Source organism: Alteribacillus iranensis, from assembly GCF_900113025.1.
GTDB lineage: Bacteria > Bacillota > Bacilli > Bacillales > Marinococcaceae > Alteribacillus_A > Alteribacillus_A iranensis.
Genome location: NZ_FONT01000002.1, coordinates 290,276 through 313,241 on the forward strand (window position 1 = coordinate 290,276; position 22,966 = coordinate 313,241).

Consider the following 22,966-nt stretch of genomic DNA (forward strand, 5'->3'; position numbering starts at 1 on the left):
CAAGAAAGGCATCCACCTGATGCGGAAACCAACGTTATCAGATGCAAATTTTTTAAAAAAGACTATAGACGATAACAGGAATAAGCGTAACGATGGTTATAATCCGGAATAGATGCATGGTAACAACGGTTGGAATATTCACTTGATAGTGTTCTGCGATTAATACCATCTCACTCATCCCAGCCGGTGCCAGCCCACAAACAGCTGTTAAGTAATCCACTTTTAAAAACTTCGATAATAAGGAAGCAAAAATTAAAGCGAACACGATTGTCATTATCGTAATAACGAGAGCTGGAGCGATCAACTTGGGCAATATAAGAAATGTTTCTTTGGAAAAGTTTAATCCAATACTTCCACCAATAAGTGTTTGAATGCCCCTTTTTACTGTTATAGGCAATGACCGATAACGACCTGTTTTTAAGTTAATCACTACTACTGTGATTAGACTTCCTAATAAAGCACCAATAGGAAAACCGGTTAAAAAACCAACAAAAGCACCTGTAAGGGCAGCGATCACTAAAATAGTGTATTTTCGCATGATCTCTTTTGTTTTCTCATCCTTTTTCTCTAAAGGGGGCTGGCCCATCGTAAGATCCAATCCAGGTCGATCAGAAACCGGGATCGTCTTAAAGAAATACTTAATGATTTGTGGAAACACGAGCATAACAATAAGCAACCGAATAAAATGCAAAAAGACTACTGCTGGTGCTTCTAAATCAAGCGCTTCCGCCATGGTTGCCATTTCGACCATCCCACCAGGTGCAGAGGAAAGAATGGCCACGGAGCGAGTTACAAAAGGAAAGAAACTTACGATGTATCCTGTAAGTATCGTCATCGTAACAACGCTGACGATGACAAATATCAAGCTGTTCCTTACTTGACTAAATTGTTGTTTTGATAATCTTGTAAAACTTAGACCGATCATCAGCCCAAGAGAAACTTGTACGATAAAAGAAAAGGGATCGGAGGATTCCAAATGAAGAAGGGAAAATGCTTTCCCTGTTCCTACAAATAGCATGGCCCCCAAGACCGCTCCCATTGGAATTCTCAATTTGTATCCAATAAAGGCTCCAGTGATCGCTAGCATGATGAAGATAAGAGTTTGTAAGATTCCCACCAATCTCTCCTCTCTGCAAACCAATCACTATCAGGATGCCGATTTTTTATTGCGTTTCCAAAATTTTTTTATAGCTGGTACAAAGAAAATGATAATGGTTAACACAGTCATTGCGGTGAATATAGGACGTTGAAATAATTCAAGATATCTGCCTTCGTACAAGACAACTGTTCTAGCAAGTTCTCCATCAATAGTGGATCCTAGAATTAACCCAAGTAAGATAGCGATAATAGGATAGTCTAGTTTTCTCATCGCTAACGCAATCACAGCAAAAGCGAGTGTAAGAATGACATCTATATAAATGCCACGTACAGAAAAAGCTCCTAATAATGAAAACACGGTCACGATTGGAATTAATAACCTGGTTGGTACGAGAACAATTTTACTGAAATACCAAACAAACAGAAGACCAATCCCAATGAGTAAAAAACCCTGAAAGAAATTTCCGATAATAACCGCATAGGTAAGATCCATATGATCTCTCACAAGAAACGGACCGGGAGTTAAGCCATGAACCATAAATGCTGCCATTAAAACAGCCGCGGCACTCCCACCTGGAATACCAAATGTTAGCATGGTGGCCATCGAACCACCTTCAGATCCACTGTTTGCACTTTCCGCTGCTACTAATCCAGAGGGATTTCCTTTTCCGAAAGAATCTTTGTCTTTTTCTTTGGAAAAGGTCTGAGCCTGAGAATAACTTACTAATGACGCTACCGTAGCTCCCGCCGCTGGTAATAACCCAATAAATAACCCAATCAGCGAGGAACGAACCGTATTCACCTTTTGTTTGACAGCAATTCCCATTCCTCTTAAAATATCTTTAAAGTTCTTTTGAGAGACTCCATCTTCTGAGTCGACAATAAACTTTCGTTGCACGAGGAAAAACAATTCTGAGATGGCCAACAACCCCATTAATGCTGGTACAATCTCAATCCCTTCATACAAATCCATTACACCAAATGTACCTCTTGGCCTGCCGAATGCAGTAGACCCGATCGTTCCTAATAAAAGACCTACAAACCCAGCAATCAGTGTTTTTGTAATGTCCCCTTTAATCGTACTGATGATGGAAAGAGCAAACAATGTAAGAATCATCATCTCGGGGGCTTGAAAGTTTAATACGAACCCGCCAAGGGGTTTTAGCAATATAAAGACTAATAAATATCCAAAAAGACACCCAATAACTGATGATATGAGCCCAATACCGAGTGCCTCATTTTGCCTACCCTGCCTTGTCATTGGGTAGCCATCTAGCGTGGTCGCCACAGATCCGGGGGCTCCAGGAACGTTTAGCATAATGGCTGTTACACCACCTCCGTATACTCCTCCGGTAAAAATAGCAGACAGAAACATAATCGCACTAATAGGTTCCATGTGATAAGTGACTGGGAGCATTAAGGCAATACCTAATGATCCTGATAAGCCAGGTATGGAGCCCAACACAATGCCGACAAATAGTCCCGCTATTATGTAAAGCAGAATTTCGACACTGAAAATCATGCTAAACGCTTCTGCAGTTGCTGAGAAATCTATAAGAGACATTACCTATCACCTGCCTTTCCTTTTAAACAAGGAATCCTCTAGGAAGTTCTACACCTAGAAACATACTGAACAATACGTAAATTAATATAAGCAATATAACTGGGATCACAGTGAGTTCCCATGCTTTTCGACTCTCTAATAAGTAATTTAAGAGGACGATAAATACGAAAGATGTCACAAAAAATCCTACAATTGGAACAAATATGACATAAGCAATAATGCCAAAAAGCAATATAGCTTGCTTTCCCATTACCCATGCTTTCATATCTTGAAAAAATGAAGAGTGCTCTTCTTGTCTTTTTCTCCATCCACGGATGAGGGATCTGCTGGTCTCAATGACCAGCAGTATACCTAATCCCCAAAGCAGTAAGACTACTAAGTTTCTCTCCTCTGGTTCCGGAAGGGTTCGCACATCCAAGTAATAAACGACAGCGAAGGTACCGATGCAGAGTAAAAATAATATATTTTTTATCTCATGAGCCATTGTAATCAATTCCTTTCATTGCAGGAATTATTGAAACAGATCTTGATAGTCATAGATAACTTCAACCGTTTGACTTAAGCTTTCCGTTGCTTCTTCTGATGGAATCCATCCGAGATACATCGATTGGTCCTCGCCCCACTGTTTAAATTCTTCACTTTCTACAGCGCTTTCAAAAGCAGCTTCTAACGTTTCCCACCGCTCCGGATGGCTCTCTTGGAATTGGCTTTTCACTTGGACAAATCTTCGGTTCGAAACAGCTGGGAATTCAGCATCTTCTCCCATTTCTTCCATGACATCGTTAATCAACGGAACATCAGCAGCATGCTCATACGGCTCATTACTAAAAATAGCTAGTGGGCGTAAGTCTTCCCCAGCCCCTGCAAGGGTACCTTCAATATCGGAAGCAATAAAGTCTACTTCTCCACCCATCAATGCAGTTCTCATAGGTCCACCGCCATCATATGGCACGTCACGTACTTCCAATCCTAACTCATCCATTATCATTTTCACCGATATATCAGACCAGGAACTAGACATCATCGCATAACTTAAATCTCCAGGATTATTTTCAATTCCAACTAATAAATCTTCCATTGTTTCATATTCAGAGTCTTTATCTACCCAGATTGTAATTGGAGAAGAGTGGGTGATGCCTAAGATGTCAAAGTCTTCAAACTCATATCCTGCTTCTCTAACAATCCCTGCTTCAAAATGGGGATGGGACTGATAAATAATATGAGTTCCATCCTCTGGATCATTTTGTTTATGGGCGTTTGTACCAGAAGCACCACCTCCACCTTCTCTGTTTTCAACAACGACAGACGTATCTAACTCTTCTTCAAGAATCGGAGCTAACGCTCTTGCTTGTCTGTCCGCCGAACCTCCAACGCTATAAGGTACCACTAACGTCAGTTCTTCATCCGGCCAACTATTATCACTTTCTGCATTGCTGCTATTGCTATTTTCTTCTCCGCCACCGCACGCTGCCAGTACAGCGAGAGAGCCCGCTAATATTCCTGAAGTGAACCACTTTTTATTCATTTGAAACCCTCCTAAAAATTTGTTTTTTCTAACAACTACAACACGTAATCTTTATGTTTTTTTAAATAAGGAACTAAACCGCCTTCTTCTAAAATATTAATCATCACCCGCGGCATGGTTGTCCCTTGATAGGTTTCATTTTTTGTCTTATTGAAAATAATGCCATTCATTAAGTCGACTTGTACGATGTTCTCCTTTTCAATGGCATGATCACTTGCCTCAATCACAGGAAGGCCGACATTGATAGCGTTTCTAAAGAAAATTCTTGCATATGAGCGGGCAACAACCGCTGAAATTCCTGCCGCTTTTAATGCCAATGGGGCTTGTTCACGTGATGATCCGCATCCAAAATTGTCATCAGCTACAATAACATCTCCCTCTTTCACATTCTTTCGAAAATCTGGATCGAGGTCTTCGAGTACATGGTCTGCTAGTTGAGACATATCTAATGTTTTTGTGTATTTCCCTGGGATAATTCGATCCGTATCAATGTTACTTCCATATACATGTGCGTTGCCTGTTAATTTCATGTTACACACCAACCTCCTCTGCTTGTGAAGGATCCGTTATTTTTCCATGTAACGCTGTGGCAGCTACCACTGCCGGTGAAGCTAGGTACACATTGGACTCTGGATTTCCCATTCGGCCTTGAAAATTACGGTTGGAAGAAGAGATAATATTTTCATTACTTCCAGGAATTCCTTGATGGGTACCTACGCAAGGTCCGCACCCTGACGTAATAAAAGAAGCCCCAGCTCTAGTTAAGATTTGTACAGTCCCATCGGATAAAGCATCATCTAACACCTTCTTAGATGCAGGTGCAATAATGAGACGGACATGAGGTGCAATTTTATTTCCTTCTAAAATTTTCGCAGCTTCATGTAAATCCTCGAGTCTTCCGTTCGTGCAACTTCCAATAAATGCTTGTTGAATGGGGGTGTCTTTTACTTTACTAATAGGTTGAACATGGTCAGGAGAATGAGGAACAGAAATTTGCGATTCTATTTTGGATACATCTACATCAATTACTTGCTTGTATTCCGCATCTTCATCTGCGTGAATCGCTTCAAATTCGTCCTCCCATTCTAAGCCGATGGTATCTACTAAACCTGCTTTTGCCCCCATCTCAATGGACATATTAGCCAGGGTCATCCGACTTGCAAGCGACAGATGATGTAAGGCTTCACCTGTATACTCAATGGCTTGATACGTTGCTCCTTCAATGCCAAGTGTGCCGACAAGATGTAAAACGAGATCTTTGGCTGAAACTCCTGTCTGCAACTTTCCATGGAGACGAATCTGGATCGTTGGTGGGACTTTTACCCATGTTTTCCCTGTCAACCAAACACCTGCTAAGTCTGTTGAACCTACACCTGTTGCAAAAGCTCCAAGGGCTCCGTACGTACAAGTGTGAGAGTCAGCTCCCAAAAATAAGTCTCCAGGTTTCACATGTTTGTTCTCCACCATAAGTTGATGACAGATACCTTCTCCCACGTCATATAATTTAATGTTTTGTTGATTAGCAAACTCCCTCATCATTGAATGAAGATTAGCGATTCTTTGATTTGGAGCTGGGGAAGCATGGTCGATTACTAAGGATACACGTGATGGGTCCCACACTTGTTTTCCACCCATATTTTCAAACGATTGAATCGCAAGTGGTGCCGTGGTATCAGATGCCATCGTGCCATCCACTTGAACTAAAGTAATCTCCCCTTCCTTTGCGTCATGGCCTGCATGTTTTGAGATAATCTTCTCTATAATTGTTTGGGCCAATTTATTTTTCTCCTTTCCTTGCTATCTATTTTTACTCCCATTCATAACCCATTGCTTCTGAAATCTTTTTTCCTGCATCGCGAATAAGTTCTGTGTATTTTTCTTTTAAATTTTCGGTTAATTTCATGGACAAGCCTGACAACGACACACCAGCCACAAGGTTTTTGTTTGCATCGAAAATCGGGGCTGAGATGGAGCAAGCTCCAAATACTCTATCATTTTCACTCACAGCAACTTTTTGGCTACGTATGTTATCAAGTTCCTCAAAGTAACTTGCTCTGTCTATCGTTTCATTATTTAGGTCCTCCCACTCCCTCAGCGCATGCTCAATAAATGCTTTGGAACAAAAGGCTAGGAGTGTTTTCCCGGATGCTCCTTTGACAAGCGAATAAGGATAGCCAAGCCTGACAAATTGCCGAATATCTTCGCTCCCATCCACTTTTTCCACACACACACGCCGATTGGCTTGTATGATATTTAAGCCGACTGTTTCCCCAGTTTCTTTCGACAATTGCTTTAATACAGGGAAAGCTTCCTTTCGGACATCTATATTTTCGCTAACAATTTGCCCCATGCCGATCATGGGAAGTCCTAATCGGTATAAACCACTTTGTTCGTTTCGCGTGATTAGTCCTTTTACTTTTAAAGAGTTTAGAAGACGAAATACTGTCGTTCTATTAAGATTGGTTCTTTCGACAAAATCGTTTATAGACAATTCATAGTCATTTAATGTAAAGCAATATAATAAATCGATCGCACGTTCTACAGATTGTACGGTCCCTTTTGAAGCAGTACTCATTCTCCCCTCCTCCCTCTGTTCACATCGTGAACAATATGTTTACTATATGAACTTATAAATGTAATTTTATATGTAAGCGTATTCAATGTCAATTATTTTTTGAAATGTTTTAAAATTTTTTTACAATAATAAAATTATCTAGAACCCTTAGATTTTAATAACCTTTGTCTTTTAAAATACAAATGATCAATTAGTATCCCTAGTTATTTATTTTTTTAATATAATATTGGTGGTGAAATTTCCAAATATCGGGCAGAAAATTTTTCAAATTAACCTCTTTAAAAACTTTCTCCTCATCTACTATCTCAACATCATGCCGTATCATTTGATGTTGTCATTCATGAAAGTGATGACATTTTGATAGTTATATAACTCCTTTTGCACGTCGTACGTGATACTTTATCCAGATTTGTTGTTATTTCATTGGATGAAAAATATTCAATTATGCGTCGCCCGAAGTCATTCTCTTAGCAACAACAGCCTGATAGTTTAGAGGAGTACTATACATTTTTTATGTTATTCACCATCCTGATAAAGATATAAAAAGAAGACATTGCCTCTTCCGACAATGTCTTTCTCATAACTCATATTATTGATCTGTAAATTTCATCTAGGCTTCTTGCTGTATTGGTTTCCAGCGATGACCCTAGCATACTCATGCAGTATAAGGCTTTCTATGCGATGGGCTCAATCTGGCCAGTCGATCGCTGAGTTTCCACCGCCGGGAATAAGGGTGGTTTTATTCTTGCTGTTAACAATAGTGAACTAATTATTATAGATTCTACTTGTGTTGATTTTTTAAGATATGATTATGGGACACCAAAAACGATAGAAAATGTTAGAAGCAGATACATTAACGGAGAAGTAACCATCTGGTGGATTACTGTAATAGTTGGATTCTTAAAGTGATTGTGGGAGGAGTTGATGATGTTTTATTAAAAATTACATCGTTCATAAAAATTAGCTGATACAGGGTTGTATTAGTCATTATAGAAGGTTGAACAATTTTAGAGCTACCCCTACCATTTTGCGGAAAACATACGTTATGGTTGATTCATAATTGTATACATATATGGAAGCATACACTCATGAATCGCTCATTAAAAATGTAACTATTTTCCTTAGCGTAGGACATATCGGCTTGCTTTGTGCCGAAAATTGCTTAGTGTATGTTTTCCGCATTTTCTTGGTAGGACTTCAAAGAGGAGGATGAAGTTATGAAAGTTACGATGGATTTAGAACAAGCAACCTATCATGTCGAAAAAACAAAACCGCTGAAACTAAAAGAAATAGAATTCAAAGTTAAACCGGATATGCAAGAACGAAAAAGATTATTTCGAACATCATTATATGAGCTAACCATTATTACAGAGGTACATAATCAAATGTATGAATTTGTAGGCTATGATCTCAATCACAAGTTGATTTCCCAGCTGGAAAAAGATCCTTCAGGTTTTTTAGTTGGATCAGAGCCACCATTTTTATGCGGAACAGACTGGCCAGATAGCGGAATATCTGAAGTTATCGAGGAAAACAATGTTCCTTCCGATTCTCTGTTCGTAACAGATGGGAACCATGTGATCGCTACCGTTTATCGTGATGAGATCCCTCCGTTGATTAACTGGTTTAAAAAATTAGTGTAAAAGACTATGCTGACATGATGGAGGCATGGTTGGTATGAATTATTGAAAATCATTAAAGCGTTCCTCTTTCGCTATTGGGTGTTTTACTTGAATAAGCTCCATGATCAACAGACCTTAAATATACACCTTTTGTACATAGGCAGTATATTTAAGGTCCTTTCATATACAAAAAATATACTGCCATTTCATACATGAATTACACGTCAAATACAAGCTGGAGCCACATTTTGTGACATCGATTATTCCTCTAACACACCCTGCTCTTCATAGTACTTTTTTGCTCCTGGATGGAATGGTACCTCGCCCGTTCCTAGCATTACATTCTCCACGTCAAATTCATCGAATACGCCGTGTGAGCCTTCCATTTGCTCTTGGTTTTCCCAGAAGCTTTTTACTAGGTCATAAGCCACGTCATCTGGCATGCTAGCGTCGGTAACGAGTATATTTTGAAGAGATGTCGTTTTTACAGCTTCCTCTTGTCCGTCATAAGTTCCTGCGGGAATCTCTGACTTAATATAGAAACTGTTTTCTTCTACTAACTTGTCTCTCTGTTCTTCATCTATATCTAATAATTTACCGTCTGCAGTGCTTAGTGCTTCTGTCACCGCTGAGGCCGGGATGCCTGAGCTGATAATCGCAGCATCAATTTGTTTATTTCTCATTAATTCTGTTGCTTCCCCAAATCCCACAAAAGAAGCATTTACATCATCAATACTAAGCCCATACGCATCTAAAATTAATCGTGAGACTTTCTCCGTACCACTGCCAGTTGCTCCAGGAACAAAATCGCGTCCTTCTAAATCCTTAACGGATTCCACACCAGAACCTTCTCGAGCAACGATGTAATCATAATTTTGATGTAATCCAGCCAATACTCTCACGTCTTCATATGGTTCCCCTTCAAAATCACCTTCCCCATGATACGCTTCCATGAGTACATTCCCCATCGTTAAACCAACTTCCGCTTCCCCTTGGGAAAGGAAGGTAAGGTTTTGAGTACTTCCATTGGAAGCTGAGGATGTTGCTTCCACATTCGGTAACTCACCTGACCAGAAATCACTCATGATTGCTCCTAATGGATAAAGAACTCCTGTCTCCCCCCCAGTAGTAAAGCTTATTTTGTAGTTATCCGTTTCTTGAAGATACCCTTTTGCTTCTGCATTTTCACCTGTAGAGTCACTAGCAGGTTGACCTGTTTCATCCACGCAACCAATCATACTCATCACAGCAATTACCATAATTGCGATAAAACCAATTTTCTTCATACTCAATTTGACTCCTCCCCTAAGTTAAAAATTTACCCTGCAGAATTCACACTGGCAGACATATTCCTGTCTTTTCCTGTACTGATTCGTTGCCAAATCACTATTAAAGCCAAGACTACTATACCTGCTGCGTCTGTAACGAGACTTGGTGTAATCATTAAAAGTGCGATAATAAAAAGGGAAATTCTTTGAAGAATGGATGCTTTCCCTATTAACCAACCTTGAAGACCGCCAGCCAGGCAGACAACACCAATGCTTGCCGTTATAAGTGCTTGGATACTTCCTCCTATATTTTCACCGCTAAACAGTAACACGGGATTGTACAGAAAGAAGAACGGAATAATAAAGCCTGTTATCCCAAGTTTAATCGCTGTAAAAGAAAGCCTATTAGGTGAGACACCAGCAATTCCCGAAGCTGCGTAAGACGAAAGAGCAACTGGAGGTGTTATATTTGATAAAGAAGCATAAACGAATGCAAACATGTGTGCAACGATAGCTGGCACTCCTAATTCTACTAATACTGGTGCCGAAATCGTCGCTACAATGATATATGCAGCCGTAGCCGGCATTCCCATCCCAAGAATAATACTAATGATCATAGTCAAAAAGCCAGCTAGAAATAAGTTTTCTCCAGCGAAGTGGAGAATGTTATTTCCTATGACTAAGCCCAAACTTGTCAGCGTTATGGTGCCAACGATTATTCCAACTATCGAACAGGCTATACCGACAATGATTGCCCCTCGACAGCCTTCTTCAATGGAGCGAATAATGTCTTTCCAGCCCATACGTGTTGATTTTCTAAACCAGCTGGCCACAACCGTGGCACCCAGCGCCCAGACGGCAGCATAAATCGGGGTGACACCAGTTACTAGCAGCCACACTAATACAATTAACGGTAGTAAAAGGTGCCCTCTATCTTTTAATAGCTGCAGTGCATTCGGTATATTCTCCTTTGAAATTCCAGATAGTCCGATTCGCTTTGCTTCAAAGTGGACAGCCATGAAAATCGTAATAAAATACAACAAAGCTGGGATAATTGCTGCTAACATGATTGTTGAGTATGGGACTCCAATAAATTCAGCCATGATAAAACCGGCTGCTCCCATGATAGGAGGAGCAAATAACCCTCCGGTTGACGCCACTGCTTCTACCGCTCCAGCAAAACGGGAGGAATAACCAGTTTTCTTCATTAAAGGAATGGTTATGGCTCCTGTAGTTACAACATTACCAACCGCACTGCCGCTAATCATTCCCATGGTTGCACTCCCGATGACAGATACTTTTGCTGGACCGCCAGCAGAGCGTCCGGCAAGTGTCAACGCTAAGTCATTAATAAAGTCAGAAAATCCACTGTTTTTCAAAAATGCTCCAAACAATACAAACATAAATACATATGTCGCAAATACACCTAAGGCAATTCCAAATATTCCAGAAGGTCCCCAAAACATTAGATCGATAATACGTTCAAGGGAAAAGCCCCGATGACCTAGTACTCCCGGAACCACTTCTCCGAAGATATCATACAGCAAGAATACGGCCGCGATGATTGTCAAAATATTTCCAACCACACGCCGACTCGCTTCGAATAGCATAATAATTCCTATTCCGCCGAACACATAGTTCCAGTTCGAACGGTGAATCCCGCCCCACTCTCGGGCAAACGTATCGAACATTAGGATGAGATAACCGACAGAAGCAATCGATAAGAATATGAGTAACATGTCCATCTTTGTTGGCAATCTACGGATTTTTCTCTGAACCTTTTTCGCAGGAAATAAAAGGAATGTTAAAACGAGTAAAAAGCCAAGGGTCCATGCTCTTAATTTAATCGCGTCCAAGATTCCAATGCTGCTAAAATACATCTGGAAAATAAACCAGAATATAAAAATAGCAGTTAATATTTTGCTCATAGGGCCTATATATTGTTTCATCTGCGATTCCGTGTTTATTTCTTTCTCATTATTTTGAGTTGGTGTTGTGACACTCTCTTCCTTGAGATGACTCACATCGTTGCCCCCTTTCCTCTGTATGCTTAAAATAGCGCTTTCAAAAAGATGATTTTATGCTGAATTCAGAGATTTTTCTCTGAATCCAGCATTTACTTACTTCCAGTTCGTTACATCGTTATTCGCTGTCACGGGTGGTTCCGGTTGGAACGATTGGTTCGGATCGTCTTTCTGTAACACATGTTTAGGAGGCAAGCCCGCAGGCTCTTCACGAAATAGATTATTACTCCTGCTTAGAGCTGGGCTGTTTTGGAATGTATAGAGAATGGCATCTTCTGTTTCACTTGTATTGACATGCTCGTGATACGTCCAAGCTGGTGTTAACACGGTATCCCCAAATCCCCAATGATACTTTTCATCATTGATGGCTGTATAGCCTTCTCCCCTTACTACGAAGTGAATCGCCCAAGGGCCATGGCGGTGAAGATTGCTCTTTTCACCTGGTTTTATCACTTGGATCACGATAGCTAAATCATGAACAGCCGAAGCTTCTTCTTCCAACTCTGGATGCCCGAGTGTAACTAAATGGCGACGATCACTATCACTAGAATATAACTGATTCTCAATATCGTCCCATTTCCACATCGCCGGTGAAAGCAACGGTTTTCTCATTGCCTCTACATAATCAACATACGGAAGAATTTTACCTGGATTGACTGACATATAAGACCCTCCACTTTGAAATTTTTGAATGTTTATTTCTTTCATATTTTTAGTATAGGAGAGGAATAATCATAGATCAATTCAATTATTTATATAGTTTCGATAGTTTTCACCTATGATAAAGACAAAATGATGTGACAGAACCAGGAACCTTCATTTGCAATTATGCAAGTGGACGTTTTTCAAGTTGTTTAATAAATTCACGCACCGCCAAAGATAAATACTTTTCCTTTTGATAAATTATGCCGATCTCTCTTGTTGGTGCAGGCGCGGTGATAGGGATAATTTTTATATCTTTATTTTTCAGATAATCCAGGTAAGGTCTTGGCAAAACAGATACCCCCACATTCTGCTTCACCATGTTAATGATAGACTCCATCGTCGTCATTTCGAGTACAGGTTTTGGTTCAAATCCCAGCATCTTGCAGGATTCATTGATGGCCTGTCGGAGGTAGTAATGCGTAGGAGGTAAAATAGAATCCGTTGTTTTTAGAATCTCTAAAGAGAGAGAGTCCTCGTTTGATAATTCATGATTGACTGAAACAGCCAGAGAAATTTCCTCACTGTAAAGGGAAATAAATTCAAACCTATCGTCCATGACAGGTAAGGAAACGACCCCGATGTCTAAGTCCCCTTCTAACAATTTGGAATAGATGTCAACAGTTCGTAACCCGAGAATGGATAACTTGATGCCCGGATAAATGCTCCGGAACTCAATGACTGTGGGAGGAAGCAGATAATTAACTACAGTCAATAACGATCCAATTTTTATATGGCCTTTCTGAAGTCCATTTAATTCACTGATCGCGATGTGAGCCTCCTCCAGTTCTTGAAATATTTTTTGACTGTGTTCTAAAAGCAGTTTCCCACTAGATGTGATCGAGATTTTCTTCCCGATACGATCAAACAGCGGAGTACCCATTTCATGTTCCAGCTCACGAATTTGCTGGCTTAACGACGGTTGAGTGATCCCTAATTTTTCCGCGGCTCTAGTAAAATGCAGTTCTTCACAGACAGCCACAAAATATTCTAGTTGCCTTAAGAGCATATGATGAACCTCCTGTTATGTAAAATTCAATCAATGGTTTACTATAATAACAGAAATCGATAATGAAGTAGAAAAGAGATGAAGGAGCTTCGTTTGTGATCAGGAAACTGCAAACTGTTGTTAACACTAAATGAAATGCATCAATTCCTCACATTGCATAAAAATCGTTTTACACCATCAGTTTTTGTCTAAACCTACAGGACACCCGCTAGAATGATGCAAAACCAAGGGAGCGGGCGTCACTTGTGAAGAGTTATTATTTGGTTTCAACGGCGGAGCGTAAGAGTGCTAAGAATATCAATGTTCCTTGCGTTCTACCAAGCCACTGGGGATAGAGGATGGCTAGCCGGAGTGCAGTTCTTTAATTTGTCTGCTACTTTACATGTAAAGATCTTCACGGCGGTTATTTAGATAGTCAAGTACTCCTACTGCCGCTTTCGCTTCGTTTAACGGAACCTCTATGACTGGAAGCTCTTCATTGTTCCCTGCTTTGTATAAGGAGTGGCCGTTTGGGTGAACGATTTGGCTTTCGCCGAAAAATACGTTATCCACATGCAAACCTACTTTGTTTGTGGCGGCCATATAAATATGATTTTCAAGAGCTCTGGACCGCAAGTAAATATCCTGGTGTTTTTGATAAGGTACCATATTGGCTTCAAGGACGAGAATGATTTCAACTCCCTTTTTAGCAAGTATCCGCGGGGCTTCAGGAAACTCCATGTCATAGGTAATTAGAATTCCGACTTTACCGACTCCAAGCTCAATAGTTGGAAAACGATCGCCGGGGGTGAAAAAATCATGTTCTGTATGGTATAAGTGTGTTTTGCGATAGGTGCAGAGCAAGGAACCATCTCTATCAATAACCGCTGCAGAGTTATAGAGCTTCTCTCCCTCTTTCTCAGGGAACCCCACGACTACCCCTATATTATTTTCTTTCGCCGTTTCCGCAATTTTCATGATACTGTCACCGGTTACGGGTTCGGCAATACGGTATAATTCTGTGCTCATCATATAGCCGCTTAGGCACAATTCAGGGAATAAGATAAAATCGGCTCCTTTTTTATTCGCTGATTCGATGCTGAATAGAATCCTTCTGAGATTGTATTCTTTATCTAAAAGTTCACACCTAAGCTGTGCTAAAGCTAATTTCATCACTCGCTCACTCATACGCTGCCTTCTCCTTTTTATCTTCATCTCTGTATTTTTTTATCTTCTTGGATATGGTAGACTGATCGACATTTAGTATTTTTGCTGTTTTGTACGTATTTTTATAAATATCATAGACTTTCAAAATGAGGTCTTTTTCTGTTTGTGCTTTTGCTTCCTTTAAGGATGGAAAAGCGGCAGCATCCATTCTCTCTGCTTTCAGGTTGGGACTGTTTCTCTCCTCAGAAGGCAGAGCATGATTCCCGCTCGGAAGGTTGTTTGTAACGACGATTCTTTCTATTTTGTTTGTTAATTCCCGGATGTTCCCCGGCCAGTCATCGTTCATGAAATCGTGGATCATTTCTTCACTCAGCGTGACATGGCGATCATATTTTTGATTAAAAAACGCTAAATAGTGATCTATCAACTCCGGAAGGTCTTCTTTTCTCTCCCGCAAAGGTGGAATATTGATAGGAACAACATTTAATCGGTAGAATAAATCTTCCCGGAATTTCCCTTCTGCTACGAGCTTCGATAAATCTTTGTTGGTGGCCGCCATGATGCGAACATCAATATCTTTCTCTTGGACCCCACCTACTTTTCGAATTTTATTTCTTTGAACAACATCTAGAAGTTTCGATTGAACAAAAAATGGCAATTCAGCAATTTCATCCAATAAAATAGAGCCCTTCTCTGCTGCTTCAAACAGCCCCTTCTTCCCCTGATTGCTGCCACCAGTAAATGTACCTGCTTCATATCCAAAGAGTTCAGACTCAATCAAATTCTCAGGCAATGTCCCACAATTAATAGAAAGAAAAGGCCCCTCATTCCGTTTGCTTCTTTCGTGAATGAATTTGGCCAGTACACTTTTACCGACCCCCGATTCTCCTAAAATAAGAATGGTAGAATCTACGTGCGAGACATTTTGGATAATTGTCATGATTTGTTGCATCGACGAAGATTTCAAAATAAGAGAGCTCTCGGTTTTCCATTTTACCGCGGGCGAGGTGTTAGTGAAGGTACATACACTTCCTTCAAATAAGCTTGTGCCTGCTTTAACAGGATAATAATGAAAGAAAACTTTTTTTCCTGTGTTTGTCGTTAGCGGCTGCGATTTACTGTGATCAAGATAGAAGGGCTCAATAAACACGGAATTCCATGGAACGGAGTAAAAGGAAGACCCGACTGAAAGCATCGGCGGAGATACGTCAAATACCTCTTCCTGATCTCCTTTTATATCTTGAATGATTCCTTTGTGATCGATCATACAGAGCAATTGTCTAATATTATTCATTCGCATGAACACCCCTATAGTGATGATTATTTTCATCTTTAATGATTTTTTTCATCGTTAATAACCTATTTTAAGAAAAATCAATGATATAATTCATCACTTGTTATTATCAGTATAGAGAAATCCTCAAAATTGTCAATTAGTTTTCTTTATTCCCACAGCATTTCCGTCAGAATTACTTCCCGTCGAATTTTTTTGGCACCAATCTTGCAATATATTAGGTTAGAACTTTGAAAGTAAAGATGTCACTAATCCTACGGGCTAATCACGATGGGAGCATCACAGAGGGGGTGAAAAAAGTGAAGAGCATCAATGTATCACTGGCTCAATTAAAACCAAAACTGGCTGATAAAAAAAATAACCTAAAACAAATTGCTCACGCTATCAGCAAGGCAAAGAATGAAAACTCAGATCTTATCGTGTTTCCGGAGCTTTTTTTAACCGGGTATTCTGTTGAAGACAAGGTAAACATTTTAGCAGAAGATGAAAACGGTCCTCATTTAGAGGAAATCAAAAAGCTTTGCACCGAGCACTCTATTTATGCCGTAGTAGGGTTTGCGGAGAAGGATCAGCAAGATCACTATTATATTTCAACCGCCCTCATTAATGACAACGGAAACATAGTCGATATTTACAGAAAAACGCATTTGTTTGATGAAGAGAAAAAGTACTTTTCTGCAGGATCCGAACTGAAAGTCATCCAAACACCGATAGGAAACATCGGAATGATGATTTGCTTTGATGTTGAATTTCCAGAGGTAGCTAGAATCCTAAAACTTAAAAATGCAGACTTTTTAGTTATCGCTAACGCCAATATGGACCCATACGAGGAGCATCATCGCTTGTATGCAAGATGTCGGGCGATGGAAAATGAAATACCAGTCATTATATGTAACCGACTCGGGAAAGAAAAAGATTTGAACTTCTGTGGGGACAGTATGGTGATCGACGCTACTGGCAGCATTCTGTTAGAAATGAAAGATAACGAAGGTGTCAAAACCGTTGAACTGCCGTTACAGCAAGCATTAGATCCGAAAATGAGATATATCGTCAATCGGCGCAGCACATTATATTCTTCCCTATTAAAAGACAGGATCACCCTTTAGAAATGTACTCTTTACTTTCAAAGTATTCTAAAGTAATCAATAAAGGAGGGACTCGGATGAGTGCAAACAAGCAAGTGGACTTTGACAAATCCTTGGGAACAAGACAGGTGATGGCCGTTTCCTTTGGATTGGTTGTTTGTGTATCTACGTGGGGATCGGCTTTGATCGGTTTCGCTGAGTATGGTGTAGGATTTATAGTAAGTATTTTGATTGCTGGATTGCTTTATTTTTTAATTGCAATGAATTATTCCGAATTAGCTACCATGTATCCCCGGGCTGCAAGTATTCGGACGTATGTGGAAGGAGAGTTTGGAAATCGATTAGGATCCATGGCATCCATGATTTATGTTCTGTCCTTCGCTGCCGGTGTTTCGGCTGAAGTTATTTTCTTCGGTTATGTATTAAACGGTTTTGTCCCTGGAGTACCGTGGTGGGGATGGGCCATCTTAGTCACGACCTTTGGGCTTATCGTTAATTTAATTGGAATTAAAAATGTTGGAAAATTAAGTGACTACCTTCTGTGGGCCATTGTCGTCATCACATTGCTTGTTGGCATCTTTGCTTTTACAGGGCTGAGCATTCAAGCACCAGACTTTTCGAAGCTAACAACCGGATTCTTTACAGACGGGTTCGCAGGATTAATCGGGGCCTTTCTCTTAGCGATGTGGTTGTTTGCAGGTTTCGAAGTAGCTGCCCCTCTGGCAGAAGAAGTAAAGAACCCAGGGAAGTCATTACCACGAGGAATGTTTTTCGCCATTTTGGCCATTGGAGTTCTGAATATCATCTTTGGTCTCGGTGCTTACCTTTTAGTACCAGCGGATGTTCTCTCCTCTGAAAGTGGCCTGATCCAAATTGGCTCGTATATCGCCGGGAGTGTCGGTGTCGTTGTCTTATTTTTATTCGCCGTCTTCTGTACGGTCGCCACCGTCCTGGCCAACTATTCATCGGTTTCACGGCTCATGTACGGGATGGCAGAAAAGCCAGGCAATATGCTGCCGGCTAAGTTAAAATGGTTGCATCCCACATTTAAAACACCTTGGAGAACACTTATCACTTATTACGCTGTAACACTCACTCTCATGCTTTCGCTTGGCGGAGGCGGCATGGCCACGCTCGTCTATATATCAAGCTTTATCTGGATTGTTCAATATGTGATCGCTATCTCTACTAATATAGCGCTAAGGAAGAAAATACCTGACTATCCGCGTCCGTACCGGGTTCCAGGAGGAAACATACCCATATTGTCTATTATCGGATTAGTTGGTCTTGTTGTTTTCTTAGCTCTATCCGTTATTCCTCCGTTTGGGGATATTTACACCTTCTACTACGGGTTTGGAATGATAGTTGTAGTTGCTGTATACGGACTTATTATGGGATCCATATCCGAAAAAGAGAAATCGAAAAAGATCGCAGGATAATCATGTTCGTTTTTTTTAAGGGGGGTGAGCATCTTCATCCGAGAAATAACATTCAGCCACTCGACATAACTAATTATTTGGAGGGAGAAATAAAATGAAAATAAAACTAGCAATGGGACAAATTTCAGCAACAGATGACAGAAAGATGAATGTAGATAAAGGAATTCAGATGATGGAAGATGCAGCAAAAGACGGGGCGAATGTTATCTGTTTCCCCGAAGTAGGGTTTGACAAATTCTTCCCACAGCACAGAGCGCAAAGTCATTCATTCGACCTTGCGGAGCCAATCCCAGGACCGATGGTGGAGACCTTCCAAGAGAAGGCAAAAGAATTGAATATGGTTACGATCTTCAGTCTCTTAGAAGAAGGCATGAAAGGTGAATATTACGACAGCGCAGTATGTATCGATGCGGATGGTACCTTGCTCGGAACCACAAGAATGACTCACACGTATGAACATGAAAATTATAATGAGAAATTCTATTATTCACCAGGAAACACACTTTATCCTGTATACAAAACAAAATTCGGAAATATAGGCATAGCGATCTGCCAAGACTCCTGGTTCCCAGAAGTCATGCGTGCGCTTGCACTGCGCGGGGCAGAAATCATCGTTGTACCAACCGCAGAATCTGGAGAAGACGATTTCTACGAGTGGTACTTTGATACGTTAACTGCCATTCAAGGTAAATCTGCCGCTGTCGCAAATGGTGTGTTCGTAGGAGTTGCCAACCGTACCGGCCGGGAAGATGACATGCGTTTCTTCGGTTCTAGCTACGTCACCAGTCCGTATGGCCAAATTATTGACCAGGCTTCCAAAGATAACGACGAAGTGCTCGTTACAGAGATCGATCTAAACGACATCCGAGAGGCAAGAAGACTGTGGCCCCTTCTTCGTGACCGCAGACCAGACACCTATGATATCCTTACGAAGCAATGGGGATCTGAAGTAAAGTACGATCCGAACAAAGTAAACATCTAATGGATGTATGAAATGCGAAGCTTAGTAGCACAGACCGCGGCTGGTCTGTGCTACTTTTTGATATAGAAGACGTGGAGAACAAGACCGATACAGCCCTAAGGCTTGGAGTCCATATTAAAAACCGGTTATCATCTTCAGAATTTATATTAAAAAATGAAGATGTGATGAGGTTGATTGATATTTATGGCTTCTCCCCTTTGTTCATCGCCAAAGAGATCAAGTCATGTATTAAGACAGCAAATCCCACGCCCTATTAGGGAATTAGCAATTCGGATGGAAGCAAAATCCGCGGTTGCCACAATATTAGTGCTACTTAGATTCCTGAAGAAATAAAAAAGATTCTCTACGAAATAGCCGTGATGCGAAAAGGTTCTATTTATCGATTACTATAATGAAACTCAATTTCATGAAAGCTATTTGTAGCTGAAACAAGTTTACTCTTCGTTCTATCAATGACCCTATTACATAATAGACATTGATAGACACCTTACTGGGTAGTTAGTCAAGTAAGTTTATTTCGAAAAATAATGCCCTTTAAAACTTCACCAAAATATAGCCATATGAAATTTATCAGTCTCTTTTCCAAAAAACATGCAATTTAAACTTCCTTCAGCGTACCAGGTATAGTCACTGTTAATTCTTTATATGCGTTTGGATACATATAAAAGATATCTTTTGTTTTTTTTCCTCTTTTATTTAAAAAAGGGAAGTAATCGGACTTCTCTTGATCAATTTCAGGAAATCTCCCACTACCCTTACCTAACTGTACTATCTGACTGAATCGATCAACTGCATTGAACCATCCAATAACAAAAGCTCTGTAACCTTGTTTTCCTTTTTTTATTTCATCTGATATCCAGTTAAAATCTTTCTGGATAGGGTCCCACAACATGCTATTCGAGTTTCCCGCACTACTTTTCCAATTTCTTAGAAGTTTGACCTCAATCATAAAATTCTTTTTCTTTACAACTATATCATTACCTTTATCTTTTGATTTTCCTTGCATATTAAAAGTTGCCATATGTCTAAATGGATATCCTAATCTAACTACCAAATCAGCCTCAGAATATTCTTCATCCGCAATTTTTTTAAGATCTTCTTTACTTTCTTTTTCATATCTTTCATTAAATTCATCAATTATAAATAAACAATTAGATATTAAATATTTTTCTATCATCTGACTTGAACCCTCCTGACTTATATTTCGACAAGAGAGGCTAAATACCTATAAAATTCATTCGTCAATTACCGACATTGTTTGTTTAGTAATTTTTGCTCTTTCATAACGTTGGTGTGATAAAAAAATATTTTTATTTCCTTAAATTCTTTAATAACTTCCCCTTTGATTAAAAGAGTACGTTCCCCTTCTGGCGGTATTGTTTGCGTTTCTGTTTCTAAATCAATCATACTCCCAGTTAGTTGAATAAATAAGAGAAGTTGTTATGTGTAGGGTCATTCGTTCCTGGCATATCCATTGTCTAATCCGAGCTGCCCTGTAACGGAATATATGAGGATAACATCCATATCACGTAAATTTTCTTTATGTTTTTTGGGGGAATGTTATGGGTAATTGGGGAATATGTACTCCTAAAATACAAAGGAGCCCGGAGTATCTTTTGGTGGGGAAATCCTTCTATATATCGTGCGAGATGGAATTAAACCAATAAATTCAAGTCTCTCCCATTACCAGTTGTGTGTCACTGTTCTGTTTGACAATATTCAGATGAAACGCTTGATAGAATTTCACTAACTTTTGTATATCTTGTTTCGTTACATCTTCCCTTTCTATTTCCACGGGATAAGGAATGAGGGCAAAATAATCAACATTCAGCAATTCGAAGTATTTGATGATTTTTTCGAAAGCTACTTTTCCGTAACCCTCCCCTCTGTACTCTTCATCTATCTTAAAATGCGCCATCACAGCTACAAAACCAAGATCATCCTCCTCTAGAACCTCGTATAAGTCTCCCATTACATCGAATAAGTCACCAGAAACTTCATCTGTTCTTGAGAGAATGTCACTTCGATCGACACTAGTATAGGTGTTTAATAGATAAAATTGGCCCAACCAATTTTTATACTCTCTTCATTATCTATGTTTATTAAATGTATCTCTACTGAACCATTTATAAGGTCAGTGACTTCGTCTATCAAACGTAACGTCTACATACGAGCTCTCCATAACGGCCCGCCTTATATTTTTGAAATAAAAAAAAGAGACCTTAATGAAAAGGTCCCTCGTCTTTGAGTATACATTAAACAGACTAACCAAGAAGTTGAAGTACAGATTGAGGCTGCTGGTTCGCTTGTGCAAGCATAGATTGAGAAGCTTGAGAAAGGATATTTGATTTTGTCATCTCCATCATCTCTCTTGCCATGTCGACATCGCGGATACGTGATTCAGCAGCAGATAAATTCTCTGAAGCATTATCCAAGTTAGAAATTGTATGCTCTAAGCGATTTTGATATGATCCCAACTTCGAGCGTTCTGCAGATACGGTTTCAATAGCATCATTAATTGTTGTAATAGCACTATCTGCAGATGATTGACTGGAAACGTCAATGCCTTTAATAGTTTCGGCATCATCAGCTAAAGCATCCCCTTCAAGATAAGCAGTAGCTCCTTCTTTTACTACTAACTCAGTAGGGGTAGAATCATTATCTGCCTCGACATCACTAATGGCATAATATGCACCATCTACGTGGACAGCAACATTAGCATCATCATCGTCTTGGAGCACTTGATGGTTACCTGTTACCCCAGCAATATCAGTACTATCCGTAGTAGTAGCAGTTAGGTTAGTACCTATACTCAAAGTATCAGCATCCATTGCTGATATGTCCAAAGAGATATTTTGGTCTGAGTTAGCTCCGATTTGGAATTTAGCTTCAAAGTCACCATCAAGTAAGTTTTGAGTGTTAAATTGTGTAGTATCGGCGATGCGAGATACCTCTTGCGCTAACTGATCTACTTCTTTCTGTAATTCGTTACGATCTACTTCTACATTGGTGTCGTTTGCAGCTTGCACCGAAAGTTCACGCATACGTTGTAAAATGTTATGTGTTTCATCAAGTGCACCTTCAGCAGTTTGAATTAAAGAAATTCCATCTTGCGCGTTACGGCTTGCTTGATCAAGACCATTGATCTGCGCTCGCATTTTTTCAGAAATCGCAAGACCTGCCGCGTCATCTCCTGCACGGTTAATGCGAAGACCTGAAGACAGCTTCTCCATGGAAGACTGCATGTTGTTTTGGTTGATACCCATTTGACGATGAGTGTTCAACGCTGGAATGTTGTTGTTGATAATCATAATAAATAACCTCCATATTGTGTTTTACTTGCAACCACGTCCATATGGGAGCAAGGAATGTATTCAAATCTCAAAGAAAAGTATGTATGTTATTTCTTCGAGGATTTGACAGAGTTGATTTGAAAATCTTTTAATTCTTTTCCTGTCACGCGTTCGTACGTTTCTTCCCGTGAGATTTCCACATCTTTTGGTGCTTCGATGTGCAGACGTACGAAACCCGTTTCAAGAGCGACTGGAGTGATTTTGATATCATCTCCAATGATAAGACCTTCACCTTCGCGACGAGATACGACTAAACCCATGTTTTCTTCCTCCTTAAAGA

General features: G+C 40.0%; 22 protein-coding genes. 4 read left to right on the forward strand and 18 right to left on the reverse strand.

The window, feature by feature from the left end:
* Nucleotides 1-52 precede the first annotated feature (52 nt).
* Genes BM095_RS05405 through BM095_RS05435 form a run of 7 tightly spaced genes read right to left on the reverse strand, consistent with a single transcriptional unit; the run spans nt 53 to nt 6,762 of the window.
* Nucleotides 53-1,117 carry an AbrB family transcriptional regulator gene (locus BM095_RS05405; RefSeq protein WP_091658584.1) on the reverse strand — a complete coding sequence of 355 codons (1,065 nt, stop codon included), beginning with the start codon at nt 1,115-1,117 and terminating at the stop codon, nt 53-55.
* Between the two features lie 30 nt (nt 1,118-1,147).
* A complete protein-coding gene (locus BM095_RS05410) occupies nt 1,148-2,662 on the reverse strand; it encodes a tripartite tricarboxylate transporter permease (RefSeq protein ID WP_091658586.1) in 1,515 nt (504 codons plus the stop codon).
* A 22-nt stretch (nt 2,663-2,684) separates the two neighbouring features.
* Entirely contained in the window at nt 2,685-3,146 is a 462-nt protein-coding gene (locus BM095_RS05415) for a tripartite tricarboxylate transporter TctB family protein (RefSeq protein WP_091658588.1), read from the reverse strand.
* Between the two features lie 27 nt (nt 3,147-3,173).
* On the reverse strand, nt 3,174-4,187 hold the full coding sequence (locus BM095_RS05420) for a tripartite tricarboxylate transporter substrate binding protein (RefSeq protein WP_091658589.1): 1,014 nt from the start codon (nt 4,185-4,187) through the stop codon (nt 3,174-3,176).
* A gap of 35 nt (nt 4,188-4,222) precedes the next feature.
* Nucleotides 4,223-4,717 carry a 3-isopropylmalate dehydratase small subunit gene (locus BM095_RS05425; protein WP_091658592.1) on the reverse strand — a complete coding sequence of 165 codons (495 nt, stop codon included), beginning with the start codon at nt 4,715-4,717 and terminating at the stop codon, nt 4,223-4,225.
* 1 nt (nt 4,718) lies between these two features.
* Nucleotides 4,719-5,963, reverse strand: coding sequence for a 3-isopropylmalate dehydratase large subunit (locus BM095_RS05430; RefSeq protein ID WP_091658594.1), 1,245 nt, complete (start codon nt 5,961-5,963; stop codon nt 4,719-4,721).
* Between the two features lie 31 nt (nt 5,964-5,994).
* The gene (locus tag BM095_RS05435; RefSeq protein WP_091658597.1) at nt 5,995-6,762 is read right to left on the reverse strand and encodes an IclR family transcriptional regulator; all 768 of its coding nucleotides are present in this window, start codon (nt 6,760-6,762) and stop codon (nt 5,995-5,997) included.
* A 1,217-nt stretch (nt 6,763-7,979) separates the two neighbouring features.
* On the opposite strand from BM095_RS05435, the gene BM095_RS05440 reads away from it, so the two are divergent.
* Entirely contained in the window at nt 7,980-8,405 is a 426-nt protein-coding gene (locus BM095_RS05440) for a hypothetical protein (RefSeq protein ID WP_091658600.1), read from the forward strand.
* A 239-nt stretch (nt 8,406-8,644) separates the two neighbouring features.
* Here BM095_RS05440 and BM095_RS05445 read toward each other — a convergent pair whose 3' ends face one another.
* The 6 genes from BM095_RS05445 to BM095_RS05470 all read right to left on the reverse strand — a co-directional run bounded on the left by BM095_RS05445 (nt 8,645) and on the right by BM095_RS05470 (nt 15,827).
* Nucleotides 8,645-9,670, reverse strand: a complete 1,026-nt coding sequence (locus BM095_RS05445; protein ID WP_091658602.1) for a TAXI family TRAP transporter solute-binding subunit — start codon at nt 9,668-9,670, stop codon at nt 8,645-8,647.
* A 32-nt stretch (nt 9,671-9,702) separates the two neighbouring features.
* Entirely contained in the window at nt 9,703-11,676 is a 1,974-nt protein-coding gene (locus BM095_RS05450) for a TRAP transporter permease (protein WP_245757821.1), read from the reverse strand.
* 96 nt (nt 11,677-11,772) lie between these two features.
* The gene (locus tag BM095_RS05455) at nt 11,773-12,339 is read right to left on the reverse strand and encodes a cupin domain-containing protein (protein WP_177194707.1); all 567 of its coding nucleotides are present in this window, start codon (nt 12,337-12,339) and stop codon (nt 11,773-11,775) included.
* A gap of 163 nt (nt 12,340-12,502) precedes the next feature.
* Nucleotides 12,503-13,387: a LysR family transcriptional regulator gene (locus BM095_RS05460; RefSeq protein WP_091658608.1), complete on the reverse strand. Its 885-nt coding sequence runs from the start codon at nt 13,385-13,387 to the stop codon at nt 12,503-12,505.
* A gap of 378 nt (nt 13,388-13,765) precedes the next feature.
* Complete coding sequence (locus BM095_RS05465) at nt 13,766-14,554, reverse strand: carbon-nitrogen hydrolase family protein (protein WP_091658610.1); 789 nt, start codon at nt 14,552-14,554, stop codon at nt 13,766-13,768.
* Nucleotides 14,547-15,827: a sigma-54 interaction domain-containing protein gene (locus tag BM095_RS05470; protein WP_245757822.1), complete on the reverse strand. Its 1,281-nt coding sequence runs from the start codon at nt 15,825-15,827 to the stop codon at nt 14,547-14,549. The genes BM095_RS05465 and BM095_RS05470 overlap by 8 nt, the downstream gene beginning before the upstream one ends.
* Before the next feature lie 299 nt (nt 15,828-16,126).
* Between BM095_RS05470 and BM095_RS05475 the strand changes: the two genes are divergently transcribed.
* The 3 genes from BM095_RS05475 to BM095_RS05485 all read left to right on the forward strand — a co-directional run bounded on the left by BM095_RS05475 (nt 16,127) and on the right by BM095_RS05485 (nt 19,333).
* Complete coding sequence (locus BM095_RS05475) at nt 16,127-16,933, forward strand: carbon-nitrogen hydrolase family protein (protein ID WP_091658615.1); 807 nt, start codon at nt 16,127-16,129, stop codon at nt 16,931-16,933.
* 56 nt (nt 16,934-16,989) lie between these two features.
* Nucleotides 16,990-18,351 (forward strand): APC family permease, encoded by a 1,362-nt coding sequence (locus tag BM095_RS05480; protein WP_177194708.1) that lies wholly within the window; start codon nt 16,990-16,992, stop codon nt 18,349-18,351.
* A gap of 94 nt (nt 18,352-18,445) precedes the next feature.
* Nucleotides 18,446-19,333, forward strand: coding sequence for a nitrilase-related carbon-nitrogen hydrolase (locus BM095_RS05485; protein WP_091658621.1), 888 nt, complete (start codon nt 18,446-18,448; stop codon nt 19,331-19,333).
* A gap of 598 nt (nt 19,334-19,931) precedes the next feature.
* Here BM095_RS05485 and BM095_RS05490 read toward each other — a convergent pair.
* From BM095_RS05490 to BM095_RS05505, 5 genes are all read right to left on the reverse strand, one after another.
* Nucleotides 19,932-20,510 carry a hypothetical protein gene (locus tag BM095_RS05490; RefSeq protein WP_091658624.1) on the reverse strand — a complete coding sequence of 193 codons (579 nt, stop codon included), beginning with the start codon at nt 20,508-20,510 and terminating at the stop codon, nt 19,932-19,934.
* 68 nt (nt 20,511-20,578) lie between these two features.
* Nucleotides 20,579-20,740 carry a hypothetical protein gene (locus BM095_RS16500; RefSeq protein ID WP_177194709.1) on the reverse strand — a complete coding sequence of 54 codons (162 nt, stop codon included), beginning with the start codon at nt 20,738-20,740 and terminating at the stop codon, nt 20,579-20,581.
* Between the two features lie 262 nt (nt 20,741-21,002).
* A complete protein-coding gene (locus tag BM095_RS05495; RefSeq protein WP_091658626.1) occupies nt 21,003-21,401 on the reverse strand; it encodes a hypothetical protein in 399 nt (132 codons plus the stop codon).
* A 196-nt stretch (nt 21,402-21,597) separates the two neighbouring features.
* On the reverse strand, nt 21,598-22,644 hold the full coding sequence (locus BM095_RS05500) for a flagellin N-terminal helical domain-containing protein (protein ID WP_091658629.1): 1,047 nt from the start codon (nt 22,642-22,644) through the stop codon (nt 21,598-21,600).
* Between the two features lie 89 nt (nt 22,645-22,733).
* On the reverse strand, nt 22,734-22,946 hold the full coding sequence (locus tag BM095_RS05505; RefSeq protein WP_091658631.1) for a carbon storage regulator: 213 nt from the start codon (nt 22,944-22,946) through the stop codon (nt 22,734-22,736).
* Nucleotides 22,947-22,966 lie beyond the last annotated feature (20 nt).

Excerpts from the sequence above, each read along its gene's own strand:
- BM095_RS05420 (WP_091658589.1), bottom strand. The coding sequence starts at position 4,187 with ATGAATAAAAAGTGGTTCACTTCAGGAATATTAGCGGGCTCTCTCGCT.
- BM095_RS05415 (WP_091658588.1), bottom strand. The coding sequence starts at position 3,146 with ATGGCTCATGAGATAAAAAATATATTATTTTTACTCTGCATCGGTACC.
- BM095_RS05425 (WP_091658592.1), bottom strand. The coding sequence starts at position 4,717 with ATGAAATTAACAGGCAACGCACATGTATATGGAAGTAACATTGATACG.
- BM095_RS05490 (WP_091658624.1), bottom strand. The coding sequence starts at position 20,510 with ATGATAGAAAAATATTTAATATCTAATTGTTTATTTATAATTGATGAA.
- BM095_RS05470 (WP_245757822.1), bottom strand. The coding sequence starts at position 15,827 with ATGAATAATATTAGACAATTGCTCTGTATGATCGATCACAAAGGAATC.
- BM095_RS05445 (WP_091658602.1), bottom strand. The coding sequence starts at position 9,670 with ATGAAGAAAATTGGTTTTATCGCAATTATGGTAATTGCTGTGATGAGT.
- BM095_RS05410 (WP_091658586.1), bottom strand. The coding sequence starts at position 2,662 with ATGTCTCTTATAGATTTCTCAGCAACTGCAGAAGCGTTTAGCATGATT.
- BM095_RS05440 (WP_091658600.1), top strand. The coding sequence starts at position 7,980 with ATGAAAGTTACGATGGATTTAGAACAAGCAACCTATCATGTCGAAAAA.
- BM095_RS05500 (WP_091658629.1), bottom strand. The coding sequence starts at position 22,644 with ATGATTATCAACAACAACATTCCAGCGTTGAACACTCATCGTCAAATG.
- BM095_RS05455 (WP_177194707.1), bottom strand. The coding sequence starts at position 12,339 with ATGTCAGTCAATCCAGGTAAAATTCTTCCGTATGTTGATTATGTAGAG.
- BM095_RS05460 (WP_091658608.1), bottom strand. The coding sequence starts at position 13,387 with ATGCTCTTAAGGCAACTAGAATATTTTGTGGCTGTCTGTGAAGAACTG.
- BM095_RS05435 (WP_091658597.1), bottom strand. The coding sequence starts at position 6,762 with ATGAGTACTGCTTCAAAAGGGACCGTACAATCTGTAGAACGTGCGATC.
- BM095_RS16500 (WP_177194709.1), bottom strand. The coding sequence starts at position 20,740 with ATGATTGATTTAGAAACAGAAACGCAAACAATACCGCCAGAAGGGGAA.
- BM095_RS05480 (WP_177194708.1), top strand. The coding sequence starts at position 16,990 with ATGAGTGCAAACAAGCAAGTGGACTTTGACAAATCCTTGGGAACAAGA.
- BM095_RS05505 (WP_091658631.1), bottom strand. The coding sequence starts at position 22,946 with ATGGGTTTAGTCGTATCTCGTCGCGAAGGTGAAGGTCTTATCATTGGA.
- BM095_RS05465 (WP_091658610.1), bottom strand. The coding sequence starts at position 14,554 with ATGAGTGAGCGAGTGATGAAATTAGCTTTAGCACAGCTTAGGTGTGAA.
- BM095_RS05485 (WP_091658621.1), top strand. The coding sequence starts at position 18,446 with ATGAAAATAAAACTAGCAATGGGACAAATTTCAGCAACAGATGACAGA.